Source organism: Deltaproteobacteria bacterium, from assembly GCA_005879535.1.
GTDB lineage: Bacteria > Myxococcota > Myxococcia > Myxococcales > 40CM-4-68-19 > 40CM-4-68-19.
Window position 1 is genome coordinate 18,765 of the sequence record VBKI01000086.1, and the last position, 13,019, is coordinate 31,783.

11 protein-coding genes and 1 pseudogene are annotated in these 13,019 nt (G+C 67.4%); 8 read left to right on the plus strand and 4 right to left on the minus strand.

Annotated features, from left to right (window positions below):
- Window positions 1-59 precede the first annotated feature (59 nt).
- Window positions 60-320 (minus strand): hypothetical protein, encoded by a 261-nt coding sequence (locus E6J58_20310; protein ID TMB33640.1) that lies wholly within the window; start codon window positions 318-320, stop codon window positions 60-62.
- A 185-nt stretch (window positions 321-505) separates the two neighbouring features.
- Here E6J58_20310 and E6J58_20315 point away from each other — a divergent pair, with 185 nt between their 5' ends.
- Genes E6J58_20315 through E6J58_20350 form a run of 8 tightly spaced genes read left to right on the plus strand, consistent with a single transcriptional unit; the run spans window position 506 to window position 9,434 of the window.
- The gene (locus E6J58_20315; protein ID TMB33641.1) at window positions 506-1,768 is read left to right on the plus strand and encodes a hypothetical protein; all 1,263 of its coding nucleotides are present in this window, start codon (window positions 506-508) and stop codon (window positions 1,766-1,768) included.
- 36 nt (window positions 1,769-1,804) lie between these two features.
- Window positions 1,805-2,623, plus strand: coding sequence for a branched-chain amino acid ABC transporter permease (locus E6J58_20320; GenBank protein ID TMB33652.1), 819 nt, complete (start codon window positions 1,805-1,807; stop codon window positions 2,621-2,623).
- Window positions 2,624-3,571 (plus strand): branched-chain amino acid ABC transporter permease, encoded by a 948-nt coding sequence (locus tag E6J58_20325; protein ID TMB33642.1) that lies wholly within the window; start codon window positions 2,624-2,626, stop codon window positions 3,569-3,571.
- Window positions 3,568-5,064, plus strand: a complete 1,497-nt coding sequence (locus tag E6J58_20330; protein TMB33643.1) for an ATP-binding cassette domain-containing protein — start codon at window positions 3,568-3,570, stop codon at window positions 5,062-5,064. Before E6J58_20325 ends, E6J58_20330 begins: the two co-directional genes overlap by 4 nt.
- Before the next feature lie 25 nt (window positions 5,065-5,089).
- Window positions 5,090-5,866, plus strand: a complete 777-nt coding sequence (locus tag E6J58_20335; GenBank protein ID TMB33644.1) for an ABC transporter ATP-binding protein — start codon at window positions 5,090-5,092, stop codon at window positions 5,864-5,866.
- Window positions 5,863-6,657, plus strand: a complete 795-nt coding sequence (locus E6J58_20340) for an ABC transporter permease (protein TMB33645.1) — start codon at window positions 5,863-5,865, stop codon at window positions 6,655-6,657. The genes E6J58_20335 and E6J58_20340 overlap by 4 nt, the downstream gene beginning before the upstream one ends.
- Window positions 6,654-7,703 (plus strand): ABC transporter substrate-binding protein, encoded by a 1,050-nt coding sequence (locus E6J58_20345; GenBank protein ID TMB33646.1) that lies wholly within the window; start codon window positions 6,654-6,656, stop codon window positions 7,701-7,703. The genes E6J58_20340 and E6J58_20345 overlap by 4 nt, the downstream gene beginning before the upstream one ends.
- A 12-nt stretch (window positions 7,704-7,715) precedes the next feature.
- A complete protein-coding gene (locus E6J58_20350) occupies window positions 7,716-9,434 on the plus strand; it encodes a thiamine pyrophosphate-binding protein (GenBank protein ID TMB33647.1) in 1,719 nt (572 codons plus the stop codon).
- Window positions 9,435-9,605: 171 nt separating this feature from the next.
- Here the strand turns inward: E6J58_20350 and E6J58_20355 are convergent.
- The 3 genes and pseudogenes from E6J58_20355 to E6J58_20365 all read right to left on the minus strand — a co-directional run.
- A pseudogene (locus E6J58_20355) lies at window positions 9,606-9,686 on the minus strand (class F sortase).
- A gap of 71 nt (window positions 9,687-9,757) precedes the next feature.
- The gene (locus E6J58_20360) at window positions 9,758-12,631 is read right to left on the minus strand and encodes an FAD-binding protein (protein ID TMB33648.1); all 2,874 of its coding nucleotides are present in this window, start codon (window positions 12,629-12,631) and stop codon (window positions 9,758-9,760) included.
- A gap of 12 nt (window positions 12,632-12,643) precedes the next feature.
- Window positions 12,644-13,019: hypothetical protein (locus E6J58_20365; protein ID TMB33649.1), on the minus strand; the 376-nt coding region annotated here is incomplete at its 5' end.

Sequence of the window (13,019 nt, forward strand, 5' to 3'; positions counted from 1 at the left end):
AAGTAACCTGTACCGCCTGAAGGAGTAGCCGCAAAGCCGCACCTCCGCTGCGGCAGCGGCTAGCGGGACTCCAGGCGGACGATGTCGCCGGGCTGAAACCAGCGCGCGTCCATGGCGTCCTCGAGCACGAACGCAACGACGCCCGGTCCGCGTTCCGCCGCCAGCGCGCTGTCGAGCCGCAGCACGGGCATGTCGTTCAGGTACGCGCGCGGACCGAGCTCGACCGGACGTCCCCCCTGCAGGGGGCGTGCGAAGACCACCGGCACGCAGTGGACGCCGCCTTCGTTGATCAGCTGCGCAGCCTCGACCTGGAATTCCATCGCTCCGAAATACTGTAGCCAACTTGTCCCGGGACAAGCTTGAAAGTTCATTTGTCAACTCGCCCCGGGGCGAGTTCAACCGGTTGAATCACTGGCTTCAAGCGCGCGCCCGCCTGCACGGCGCTTTGACATTCCGGACTCGCCGGAACGATCATCGCAGCCCCTCTCGCTGTCGGAGGTCTTCCATGGCACCTCGACGCGGAACCACTCGACGCCGTTTCCTTCAGTCCACCGCGCTCGCTGCTGCCGGCCTCGCGCTGCCGCGCACGGGCTTTGCCGCCAGCCCGGACCTCAAGCTCAAGAAGCCGATCAAGATCGGCTGCCAGTGCATCCTTTCCGGGCCGCTGGGCGGATATGGCGAGTTCATGCGCAAAGGCGCCACGCTCGCCATGGAGGAGGTCAACGGGCAGGGCGGGATCGGGGGCAGCCCCATCGAGCTGAACTTCCGCGACGAGGAGCTCAAGGTCGACGTGGGCGTGAAGAACGCCCGCTACTTCGTCGAGGACTGGGGCGCGGACTTTCTCGTCGGAATCGACTCGAGCGGGGTCGCGATGGCGGTGGGCGAGATCATGCCGTCGCTGAACAAGGTCCTCATCGTCACGCACGGCGCGACGGAGAAGTACAACGAGGACCTGGTCTTCAAGCGCCACATCCGCCAGTGCTTCCGCGTCTGCGTCCCCGTCTACCAGGACGGCATCGCCTCCGCGCTGGTGGCCAAGGACCTGCCGGTGAAGCGCTGGGCCACCATCTCTCCCGACTACGAGTACGGCCACACTTCCTGGAAGATGTTCCGCGCCTACCTGAAGCGCTTCAAGCCGGACGTCGAATTCGTCGGCGAGAGCTTCGCCAAGTTCGGCACCGTCGACTTCTCCAGCCACATCAGCAAGGTGATGGGCCTCAATCCCGAGGGCATCTTCTCCACCGAATGGGGCGGCGAGGCTGTCACCATGGTGAAGCAGGCCAAGCTGTTCAAGGTCTTCGAGAACACGAAGGCGTTCATGATCGGGATGGGTTCGGCGATGGACGTGCTGCAGGGTCTCGGCGCGGACTACCCCGACGGGACATGGGCGTCCGGCCGCTACTACTTCGGGTACCCGGACAGTCCGGAGAACAAGAAGTTCGTCGAGGCGTTCCGCAAGCGCTGGAACTCGTACCCGAGCTATCCGTCGGAGACGTCGTACACGGCGATCCACGCGCTGAAGAAGGCCGTCGAGAAGGCGAAGTCGATCGAGACGGAGAAGGTCATCGAAGCGCTCGAAGGGCTCGAGCTGGATCGCCCCGCCGGCAAGTGCGTCATCCGCAAGGAGGATCACCAGGCCGTGTACGCGGTGCCTTGGGGACAGATCAAGCACGACCCGAAATTCCCCATGCCCATCTTGACCAACCTCAAGGTCTTCACCACCGACGAGTACTACCGAAAGCCGCCGTTCGCGCCGGTCGAGGGGTAAGTGCTCTTCCAGGGCCTCGTCGGCCTGAGCGAGGCGATGTACCTGTGGCTCGTCGCGGCGGGCCTCTCGCTGATCTTCGGCGTCATGCGGGTCCTGAATTTCGCGCACGGCAGCCTGTACATGCTGGGCGCGTACTTCGCCTGGGTCGTCGTGCGCGTCACCGGCAGCTTCTGGCTGGCCCTGTTGATCGGCCCGGCGGTCGTCGCCGGGGTCGGGTGGGCGATGGAGTTCGGCTTTCTCCGCCGCGTCTACTCGGCGCCGGAAGCCTTCCAGCTGCTGCTCACGTTCGCGTTCGTGCTCATGTTCGACGACGCGGTGAAGCTGGTCTTCGGGCCGGTCTACCAGTCGCCGCCCACTCCCGCGGCGCTGTCCGGCGCATTCGTCCTCGGCCGCTCGATCCTTCCCACCTACCACCTCTTCATCCTTTGCGTCGGTGCGCTGGTCGGCCTCGGGCTCTGGTTCTTCCTGGAGAAGACCAGCTTCGGCCTCGTGATCCGCGCCACCGCCGCCGACCGTGAGATGGCCCGCGCGCTGGGTGTCCGCTCCTCGAGGCTCTTCACCTGGGTGTTCATCCTCGGCGCCGCGCTGGCCGGCCTGGGGGGCGCGCTCTCCATGCCTGTGCGCGCCATCTCTCCCGGGATGGGCGAGTTCATCATCATCGAGGCGTTCGTGGTGGTGGTGCTGGGGGGACTCGGTTCGTTGCGCGGGGCGTTCGTCGGCGCGCTCCTCATCGGCCTCCTGCACGCGTACGGCCTGCTTTTCATGCCGGTGTTCGAGCTGGCGCTGGGATACCTGGCGATGGCCGCGGTGCTCATCGTCCGGCCGTGGGGGCTGTTCGGGGCACGCGAGAGCTGAATGCGCGACCGCGTCATCGCCGGAGTGGCCCTCGCCGCCGTCGTCCTGCTCTTGCCCGTGCTGGCCGGACCGTTCCTGCGCTACCTCGCGCTCAACATGCTGCTGCTCGCTCTCCTGGCGCTCTCCTTCAACCTGCTCTTCGGCACGACCGGTCTGCTCTCGTTCGGCCAGGGAGCCTTTTACTCCGGCGGTGCGTACGCGGCGGCCTTGCTGCTGAAGGCGGGCGTGCCGCTGCTGTGGTCCATCCTGCTCGGCGCGCTGGGCGCCGCCGCGCTGGCTGCGGTGCTGGGCGCGTTCTGCGTCCGGCACACGCGAATCTATTTCTCCATGCTGACGCTCGCCTTCGGCATGCTGGTCTACGCGGTGGTCTGGAAATGGACCGACGTGACCGGCGGCGATGACGGCCTGATCGGCGTCCCGCGCGGACGCATCGGCCTCCCCGGCCCGCTCGACGTGAGCCTGGATGCGCCGGTTCGCTACTACCTGTTCGCCGCCATACTCGTGCTGCTCTCCATCGGCGTTCTGCACCGGCTGTCGTCGTCGCCACTCGGACTTTCGCTGCGCGCCATCCGCGAGAACGCCGAGCGGGCGGAGTTCAGCGGCGTCCCCGTGCGGCGCACCATCTACATCGCCTTCGTCACCGCCGGGTTCTTCGCCGGCCTGTCCGGAGCGCTGCTGGCGCCGCTGGAGCAGACGGTCTCGCCCTCGACGGCGCACTGGACCAAATCGGCTGAGCCGGTAATGGCCACGCTCATCGGCGGACCCCTTTCGTTTCTCGGGCCCATCGTCGGCGCGGTCGTCTACCTCGGCCTGAAGGAGATCATCGTCCGTTTCACGGAGTACTGGCTGCTCGTCTTCGGCCTGGTGCTCCTCGCCACCGTCCTGACCTTTCGCGGTGGGTTGATGGGCGCGCTGACGGCCTGGCTTCTGCGGAGGCAGCGCCCATGACGGCGCTGCTGGAGGTGCGCGGACTGAAGAAGTCGTTCGATGACTTCACCGCCGTAGCTGGCGTCGACCTCGCCCTTCCGGAAGGCGGAATCACGGCCGTCATCGGTCCCAATGGCGCCGGCAAGACCACCTTCATCAACCTCCTCACCGGAAAGCTGACGCCGAGCCACGGCAACATCGTCTTCGCGGGAAAGGACGTGACCAGGTTGCCGGCGAGCGCGCGCGTCCGCGGCGGAATGGCCCGGACGTTCCAGATCACCAACGTCTTTCCCCTGCTTTCGGTGGAGGAGAACGTGTCGGTCCCGGTGCTCGCGCGGGCAGGGCGCTCGCTCGACCCGCGCCACAGGCTGGACGCGGTCTCCGGCCTGCAATCGACCATCCAGCGGCTGCTCGATACCGTCGGGCTCACCGCCCGCCGCGGCGATCCAGCGGGCTTGCTCTCGCACGGGGATCGGCGGCTGCTGGAGATTGCCCTCGCGCTCGCCTCCGAGCCCCGCCTTCTGCTGCTGGACGAACCGACCGCCGGGATGGGCACCGGAGAGCGCGATCGCGTGCTCGCGCAAATCCGGGCGCTCGCGATGCAGAAGTCGCTCACCATCCTCCTCGTCGAGCACGACATGGAGGTGGTCTTCGGACTCGCCACCCGCATCGTCGTGCTGCATCAGGGAAGGGTGCTCGCGGACGGCACGCCACAGCAGATCCGCGACGACCCCCACGTGCGCGAGATCTATCTCGGCGAGGCGAACATCGCTCCCGTTCAAGCTGCTCCGGCGGGGCAGGGCGCGCCTCTGCTCCAGGTCGAGCACCTCGACGCCGGCTACGGACTTGCGCACGTCCTGCACGACGTCAGCTTCACGGTCGCGCGCGGCGAGATCGTCGCGCTCCTCGGGCGCAACGGAGTGGGAAAGACCACCACGCTGCGCAGCCTCGCCGGTCTGAACGTCCCCTGGCGTGGAAGCATCGTCCGGCTCGAAGCGAAGTCCGTCGCCGGAGACCCGCCGGAACGGCTTGCGGCCTTGGGGGTCAGCTACGTGCCGGACGACCGCCGCATCTTCGCGGACCTCACCGCGGCGGAAAACCTCAGGGTGCCGGTGCTCGCGCTGCGCCGCGGGAAGACGCGCTGGACGCGCGAGCGCATCGAGGCGATCTTTCCACCGCTGGCCACGCTCTGGAACCGCAAGGGACGCCATCTCTCCGGCGGTGAGCAGAAGATGCTGGCCATCGCCCGCGCGCTCACCACCGACCCTGCGCTGCTCCTTCTCGACGAGCCGTCGGAAGGCCTGAGCCCGCTGATCGTGCGCATCCTCTCCGACGCGCTGGCGCAGATCCGCGGCGAAGGTGTCACGGTGCTGCTCGCGGATCAAAACCTCATGTTCGCCCGGGCGGTGGCCGACCGCGCGCTGGTGATGGAGCGCGGCCGCCTGGTGCACGCCGCCTCGCGTGCGGAGCTGCAAGGTAACGATCCCGCGCTCCATCGCTTCCTGGCGGTATGAACGTGCGCCATCCTCGAGCGCCCCGATGGGACAGCCCATGATCGCGGTCCAGCACCTGCGCAAGGAGTACGGAACGTCGCGCGGTCCCGTGCTCGCGCTGCTGGACATCGACTTCGGTGTGGCCGAGGGAGAGTTCGTGGCCATCGTCGGCCCGTCGGGATGCGGGAAGTCGACCCTGCTCAAGATCCTCGCCGGCCTGCTTCCCGCGACAGCGGGTGAGGTCCGCCTGCGCAGCGTTGCCGTCACAGGACCACGGCGCGACGTCGGGTTCGTCTTCCAGTCGCCGGTGCTGTTTCCCTGGCGGACGGTGCTGGACAACGTGCTCTTGCCGGCGGACGTGCAGCGGCTCGGCCGCGAGAAGACGCGACAGACCGCGCTCGACCTGCTGGCGCTGGTCGGTCTTTCGGGCTTCGAGCAGCGGTATCCCTGGGAGCTGTCCGGCGGCATGCAGCAGCGGGTCGCCATCACGCGCAGCTTGATCCACAACCCGGCGCTGCTGCTGATGGACGAGCCGTTCGGCGCCCTCGACGCCATGACGCGCGAGACGATGAACCTGGAGCTGCAGCGCATCTGGCTGGAGCGGCGCAAGACGGTGCTCTTCGTCACCCACTCCATCGCCGAAGCCGTTTTTCTCGCCGATCGCATCCTGGTGATGACGCCGCGTCCCGGCCGTCTGCTGGACAACGTCGACGTCGACCTGCCGCGGCCTCGCGGCCCCGAAGTCATCGGCGCCCCCGAATTCGGCGCGGTCGTCCGGCGCATCCGGGCGCACTTCAACGCCAGGACGGCCATCGAGGCATGACCTCAGTACGGAAATCCGCGCTCCGCGCGCTGCTGTTCGTCGCCTCCCTCGCCCTCTGGGAGGCGGCCGTGCGGATCTTGAAGGTTCCGGCGTTCATCCTTCCGCCGCCGTCGGCCATCGGCGCCGCGCTCGTCCGCGGGGCCGCCAGCGGCATCTACCTGCAGCACTTCTTCGTCACGCTCGCCGAGACGCTGCTCGGATTCGCCCTCGGATCCACCGTCGCCTTCGTGTTGGGGATGGCCCTCGCCGCCAGCCCGCTCACCGAGTATTTCCTGTATCCGTACATCGTCATGTTCCAGTCCATGCCCAAGGTGGCGCTCGCGCCGCTGGTGGTCGTCTGGTTCGGTCTCGGGCTGACGTCGAAGGTGGTGAGCGCGGCGCTGATCGCCTTCTTCCCTTTGCTGGTAAATACTGTCGTCGGGCTGCGCTCGGCCGACGAGGACCGCGTCGATCTGATGCGCTCGCTGGGAGCGACGCAGCTGCAGATCTTCTGGATGCTCCGGCTGCCTTCCGCGCTCTCGTTCATCATGGCCGGGCTGGAGGTGGCGATCGTCTTCTCGCTGGTGGGAGCCATCGTCGCCGAGTTCGTCGGCGCGGAAGCGGGGCTGGGCATGCTGATCCAGAGCCGCAACTTCAGCATGGACGTGGCGGGCGAGTTCGCGGTGCTGTTCATCCTCGCGGCGATGGGACTCGCGCTCAACGCCGTGCTGGCGGCCATCCGGCGGCGCGTGCTGTTCTGGGATCCGTCCCAGAAAGCGGCGTCGGCGGCGTCGCTGAAAGGCGGGCTATGAAAACGACGTTCACGGCGGCGATCCTCCTCGGTACCGCATTCTCCGCGCACGCCGGGGAAACGGTCGTCAAGGTCGGATTCTGCGCGCGCACGATCACGTCCGCGGCGGCCCCGTTTGCCATCGCGATGAAGAGAGGCTGGTACGGGAAGGCGGGACTGAAGGTGCAGCTCGTGCCCGTGCCTGGCTCGACGGATTGCGTGAAGCTCGTGGCGACCGGCGATCTGCCTTGGTCGCTGCCTTCGATCGAGCCGATTCCCGCCGCGCGACAGCAGGGTGTGAAGGCGAAGATCTTCTACACGGCGTACCAGGGGAACATCTACGGGATCGCCGTTCCGAAGGAGAGCGCGATCCGCTCGGTCAAGGACTTGAAGGGAAAGAAGATCGGCGTCGCCTCGATGGGATCGGCCGGCGTCCCCGTCGCGCGCGGCATCCTGGCGATGAATGGCCTCGATCCCGACAACGACGCGCAGATCGTGGTGGTGGGCGAGGCGGCGCAGGCGGCGGCGCTGATCCGCGGCGGCCAGGTGCAGGCGCTTTCGCTCTACGACACGCAGTACGCGCTGGTCGAGAGCGCGGGTCAGCCGGTGCGCCTGCTCGATTCCGGACCCGTCGCCCGCTTTCCTTCGAACGGCTTCTTCGCGCTCGAAGAGACGGTGAAAAAGGATCGTGCCCGGGCGGTGGCGCTCACCCAGGGGTACGCGATGGGTACCGTCTTCGCGATGGCGAACCCCCAGGCGGCGGTGAAGATCCTCTACGACGTCTATCCGCAGACGAAGCCGTCGGGGAAGACCGACGAGCAGGCCCTCCGCGACGACGTGAAGACGTTGCTCGCGCGCGCCGAGCACTGGAAGCTCGAGGCGGGCGGGGTGAAGCGCTGGGGCGAAAGCTCGATCAAGGACTTCGACGCGTACGAGGACTTCCTTCTTCGCTGGAAGGTGATCCAGCAGAAGGTACCGGAGACGGACGTGGTCAGCAACGAGCTGATCGACGAGGTGAATCGATTCGACGCGGCAGCGGTGGCGGCGGAAGCGAGGGCGTGGAAGTAACCGGAGGGCTTCATGGGACGGCCAGCGAAGGTGTCGGGCAGCGGCGGGCAGATCCTGGTGCAGAGCCTTCTCGCCCAGGGTGCCGACCATGTCTTCTGCGTGCCGGGCGAGAGTCATCTGGCGGTGCTCGACGCGCTCTACGACGTGCGCGAGGAGGTGAAGCTGGTCGTCTGCCGCCACGAGAGCGGCGCGTCGAACATGGCCGACGCGTACGGCAAGCTGACGGGGCGCCCGGGCCTGGCGCTGGTCACGCGTGGACCGGGCGCCTGCAACGCGTCGATCGGCATCCACACCGCGTCGCAGGACTCGACGCCGCTCATCCTGCTCGTGGGACAGGTGCCGCGGACGTTCATGGATCGGGAGGCGTTCCAGGAGATCGACTATCGGCGCATGTTCGGGCAGATGGCGAAATGGGTCGCGCAGATCGACGAGCCGCGCCGCGTTCCCGAATACGTGAGCCGCGCGTTCCACACTGCAATCTCCGGACGCCCGGGACCTGTGGTCCTCGCTCTTCCCGAGGACATGCTCACGCAGCAGGCGGAGGCGCCGGCAGCGCCGCGCGCCCGGCGCACGGCCGCGGCGCCAGCGCCAGAGCAGATCGGCCGGCTGCGAGCGCTGCTGGAGCGCGCGCACAGGCCGATCGCCATCCTGGGTGGGACTGGCTGGACCGGCGAGGCCTGCGAGAACTTCCGCCGGTTCGCCGAAGGCTGGCAGCTCCCGGTGACTTGCGCGTTCCGGTACCAGGACCTGTTCGACAACGATCATCCGCTCTATGCCGGCGACGTCGGAATCGGCGTCAACCCGAAGCTCGCTCGCCGGATCCAGGACGCGGATCTGGTGCTCGGCATTGGCCCCAGGCTCGGGGAGATGACCACGAGCGGCTACACGCTCCTCGAGGTCCCCTCGCCACGGCAGACGCTGGTGCACGCGCACGCGGGCGCCGACGAGTTGGGAAGCGTCTATGCCGCGGATCTGGCGATCAACAGCGGGATGCCGGAGCTCGCAGCGTCGCTCGCCGACCTGCAGCCCGGTGCGAAACCCGGCTGGACGGCGGAGACGGCTTCCGCGCGAGCGGAGTACGTGAGCTGGAACGCGCCCGTACATGTCCAGGGACCGCTGCAGATGGCGGAGGTGGTGCACCATGTCCGCGAACGCCTGCCCGAGGATGCCATCGTCGCGAACGGCGCCGGCAACTTCTCTTCGTGGGTCCACCGCTTCCATTGCTATCGCCGTTTCCGTTCGCAGCTCGGGCCCACCAGCGGCGCGATGGGGTATGGCGTGCCCGCCGCCGTGGCGGCGAAGTCCGTGTATCCCGAGCGCACCGTGATCGCCTTCTCGGGCGACGGAGACTTCCTGATGACCGGCCAGGAGCTCGCCACTGCCGTGCAGTACCGGCTGCCCATCATCCTCATCGTCGTCAACAACGGATCGTACGGCACCATCCGCATGCACCAGGAGCGCAAATATCCGGGGCGCGTTCATGGGACTCATCTGCAGAACCCCGACTTCGCTGCGTACGCTCGCGCCTTCGGCGCGTTCGGAGAGACCGTGGAGACCACGGAGCAGTTCGCGCCGGCGTTCGAGCGCGCGCTCGCCGCGAACGTTCCTGCGCTGCTGGAGCTCCGGCTGTCGGAAGAAGTGATCACCCCGACGACGACCCTCAGCGCCATCCGCGAGCGGGCTTTGCAGCAGCGCGGGATTGCGCAGCGCTCCGGCGATGAACACGCTTGAGGCACGGAGAGGTGCGCGCATGGGGCGTCTTTCGAAGAGGATCAGGCGGATCGCGGCGGCGGCGGGTGCCGCGTTTCTGATGACGTCGGTTGCTGGCGCCGCCGAGGACAAGCCGGAAGCCAAGCAGGATCAGGCGGCGCAGCAGAAGCCGAAGAAGCACAGCAAGGCGAAGGGCGCGATCGTCGGCGGCGTGGGCGGAGCGGTGGTCGGCGGCAAGAAGGGGGCGGCGGTGGGAGCGGCCGGAGGCGCGCTCTACCAGCACCACAAGAACAAGAAGGAAGCGAAGGAAGCGCAGAAGGCGGAGAAGAAGCAGGACCAGTAGATCAGGACGGCAGCATCGCCTCGAAGATCCGTGCCACGTGCACGGCGTCCCTCTGGGCGCCGTCCGCGATCTGATGGCGGCAGCTGGTCCCGTCGGCCAGGACCCAGGCGTCGCCCGGTGCGCTGCGCACCGCCGGCAGCAAGCTGCGCTCCGCCATCCGCATCGAGACGTCGTAGTGCTCCGCCTCGTACCCGAAGGCGCCGGCCATTCCACAGCAGCTCGATTCGATCACCTCGACCGATAGCCCGGGCAGGAGCTGCAGCGCTGCGAGGACGTCGGGCATCGTTCCGAGCGCTTTCTGATGACAATGGCCGTGGAGGTACGCCTTGCGCGGACCGTTCGCGCGCAAGGCCAGCTTCAGCTCTCCGCGCCGCGACTCGCGGGCGAGGAATTCCTCGAACAGCAGCGATTGCTTCGCGATGGCCTGGATGGGCCCCTTCTTCACCACGGCCCCGAGCTCGTCGCGCAATGTCAACAGGCAGGACGGTTCGATTCCGACGATGGGAACGCCGCGTTCCGCTTCGGCGCCGAGCGCGTACACGAGGCGCGTCAGCTCCACGCGGGCCTCGTCCACCAGGCCCGCGCTGAGAAACGTGCGCCCGCAGCACAGCGGGCGCGAGGAGGCATCCTCGACGACGCTATAGCCGGCGGCTTCAAGGACCCGACGCGCCGCGCGCGCGTTCTCGGGCTCGAAGTAGCGGGAAAAACAGTCGACGAAGAGGACAACGTCCTTGCCCGCCTGCTTCGTCGGCCCCGGCCGATAGATGTCGCGGCGCCACGCCGGCAGTTTCCTCTTCGCGCTCATGCCTGTGAGCTTCTCGGCGACCTTGGCGAGCGCCGGCGAGGAGTTGCGTAGGTTGATCAGCGGAGCGAAGCGGCTCGCCGCCGGAGCATAGCGGGGGAGATACGCGGTCAGTCGGGATTTCGCCGAGATTCCGTGGCGCGCGTGCCAGTGGTGCAGGAACTCGATCTTCATCCGCGCGACGTCCACACCGACGGGGCACTCGCGGCGGCACGCCTTGCAGGCGACGCAGAGGTCGAGCGTGTCCTTCATCGCGTCGGACACCAGCGCGTCTGGTCCGAGCTGTCCGCTCAAGGCGAGGCGCAGGCTGTTGGCGCGCCCGCGGGTGACGTCCTTCTCCTCGAGCGTCGCCTGGTAGCTCGGGCACATCACCGCCTCGAACTTGCGGCAGTTCCCGTTGTTGTTGCACATCTCCGTCGCGGCGAGAAAACCGCCGGATTCGGACCAGTCGAGCGCCGTCTGGACCTCGAGCCCGTGGTAGCCGGGCTTGTACCGGAACAGCGTGCGGTCATCCATCTTCGGTGCGCGCACGATCTTGCCGGGATTGAGCAGGCCCCTCGGATCGAAGGCGTCTTTCACCGCCTCGAATGCGCGGACCATCCGGTCGCCGAACATCATTCCGTGGAATTCGGAGCGGCTCAGCCCGTCGCCGTGCTCGCCGGAATGCGAGCCCTTGTACTCCTTGACGATGGAGAACGCCTCCTCGGCGATGGAGCGCATCTTCCGCGCGCCGGACTCGTCCTTCATGTTGAGGATGGGTCGCACGTGCAGGCACCCGACGGAGGCGTGCGCGTACCAGGTACCCTGTGTGCCGTGCTTGCGGAACAGCTTCGTGAGCCGGTCGGTGAACTCGGCGAGATCGCCGAGCGGGACGGCGCAGTCCTCGATGAAGGAAACCGGCTTCCCGTCGCCCTTCATCGACATCATGATGTTCAGTCCGGCTTTGCGGACGGCTGTCATGTCGGCCTGGGATTTCGCGTCGAGGGTCCGGACCACTGAGCCGCTGTAACCGTGATCGGCGAGGAGCTGCTCGAGCCGTCCCAGCGACTGCAGCAGCGGGGTTTCTTCGTCCCCGGCGAACTCGACCAGGAGCAGCGCGTCCGGCGCGCCTCTGACGAGGCGCTCGATGGTCGCGCGGAAGGTTGGAATCTGCCGCGCGAGGTCGAGCATCGTGCGATCGACCAACTCGACCGCCGACGGGCCGAGCTCCACGATGAACCGGGTCATGTCCATCGAGTCGTAGAAGCGCTGGAAGTGGCAGATGGCGCCGACCTTGTGCTTCGGAACCGGGTGCAGCTTCAGCTTGATGCGGGTGAAGAAGCCGAGTGTCCCTTCCGAGCCGACCAACAGCTTCGCCAGGTTCTGCCGCGGCTCGCCCAGCGTGTCGAGGTTGTAGCCGCCGACCTTGCGCAGCAGCTTGGGGATGCGAAGCGCAATCTCCTCGGCGTTGTTGGCGTAGAGAGCGCGCATTGCGCGGGCCAGTTCCGCGAGCCGTCCGGGCCGCGTTGCCAGATCGTCGGGGAGCTCGCCGAAGACGATGCGCGCTCCGTCCGCGAGCACCGCCTCCACCTCGAGCACGTTGTGGACCATGATCCCGTACTTGATCGATCGGGTGCCGGCGGAGTTGTTCCCGGTCATCCCGCCGATGGTGGCGTTCGCGGACGTGGAGACGTCGACGGGAAAGTACCAGCCGCTTCCCTTGAGCTGCCGATTCAGCTCGTCGAGAACGATTCCGGGCTGCACGAGCGCAGTGCCGGCTGTTTTGTCGATCTCCAGCACCTGGTTCATGTAGCGGCTGGTGTCGAGTACCACCGCCTCGCCCAGCGTCTGCCCGTTCTGCGAGCTGCCGCCACCTCTGGCGATGACGGGAAATCCCTCCTCGCGGGCCAGGGCGATGGCCGCCTCGATATCTTCGATGTCCTTGGGCAGCGCAACGCCGATGGGCTCGATCTGGTAGATGGATGCGTCTGTCGAGTAGCGCCCGCGATCGAAGGCGCCGAAGAGGACGTCGCCGCGGATCACCTGGCGCAGGCGCGATGCCAGACCGGGATTTCCGATCCTGCTGTCCTTCACGCCGCAGGATTCTCACCGTACGGCGTGAAAAGTCCACCGCAGGGGCAGCGCGCCGCGGCGGCGGAGGGTCCGCTCCACATGCACGCGCCAGAGGCGCTGGGCGGCGAGGAAGGTGCGCACTTCGGGACCGTCCCAGACAATCTCGACGGTGCCCTGGAGGTGAAGCAGGTCGCCGGTGGCGAAATCGACGAAGAGAAGCGCCGCCCGTGGATTGGAGACGAAGTTGCCCAGCGTGTTGAAGTACCGGTTGCCGCGGTAATCCGGGATGGTGAGCGTGCTTCCCTCGACGCGGACGAATCCGGGGGGTCCGCCGCGGTGCGAGATATCGACGCCGCCATTCGGCTCCGCCGTACGCGCGGCGCTGGCGACGAAGAACGTGTCCGCCGCT

Bases quoted from the DNA above. Each gene is read 5' to 3' on its own strand.
- E6J58_20310 (TMB33640.1), bottom strand. From the start codon at position 320: ATGGAATTCCAGGTCGAGGCTGCGCAGCTGATCAACGAAGGCGGCGTC.
- E6J58_20315 (TMB33641.1), top strand. From the start codon at position 506: ATGGCACCTCGACGCGGAACCACTCGACGCCGTTTCCTTCAGTCCACC.
- E6J58_20320 (TMB33652.1), top strand. From the start codon at position 1,805: ATGTACCTGTGGCTCGTCGCGGCGGGCCTCTCGCTGATCTTCGGCGTC.
- E6J58_20325 (TMB33642.1), top strand. From the start codon at position 2,624: ATGCGCGACCGCGTCATCGCCGGAGTGGCCCTCGCCGCCGTCGTCCTG.
- E6J58_20330 (TMB33643.1), top strand. From the start codon at position 3,568: ATGACGGCGCTGCTGGAGGTGCGCGGACTGAAGAAGTCGTTCGATGAC.
- E6J58_20335 (TMB33644.1), top strand. From the start codon at position 5,090: ATGGGACAGCCCATGATCGCGGTCCAGCACCTGCGCAAGGAGTACGGA.
- E6J58_20340 (TMB33645.1), top strand. From the start codon at position 5,863: ATGACCTCAGTACGGAAATCCGCGCTCCGCGCGCTGCTGTTCGTCGCC.
- E6J58_20345 (TMB33646.1), top strand. From the start codon at position 6,654: ATGAAAACGACGTTCACGGCGGCGATCCTCCTCGGTACCGCATTCTCC.
- E6J58_20350 (TMB33647.1), top strand. From the start codon at position 7,716: ATGGGACGGCCAGCGAAGGTGTCGGGCAGCGGCGGGCAGATCCTGGTG.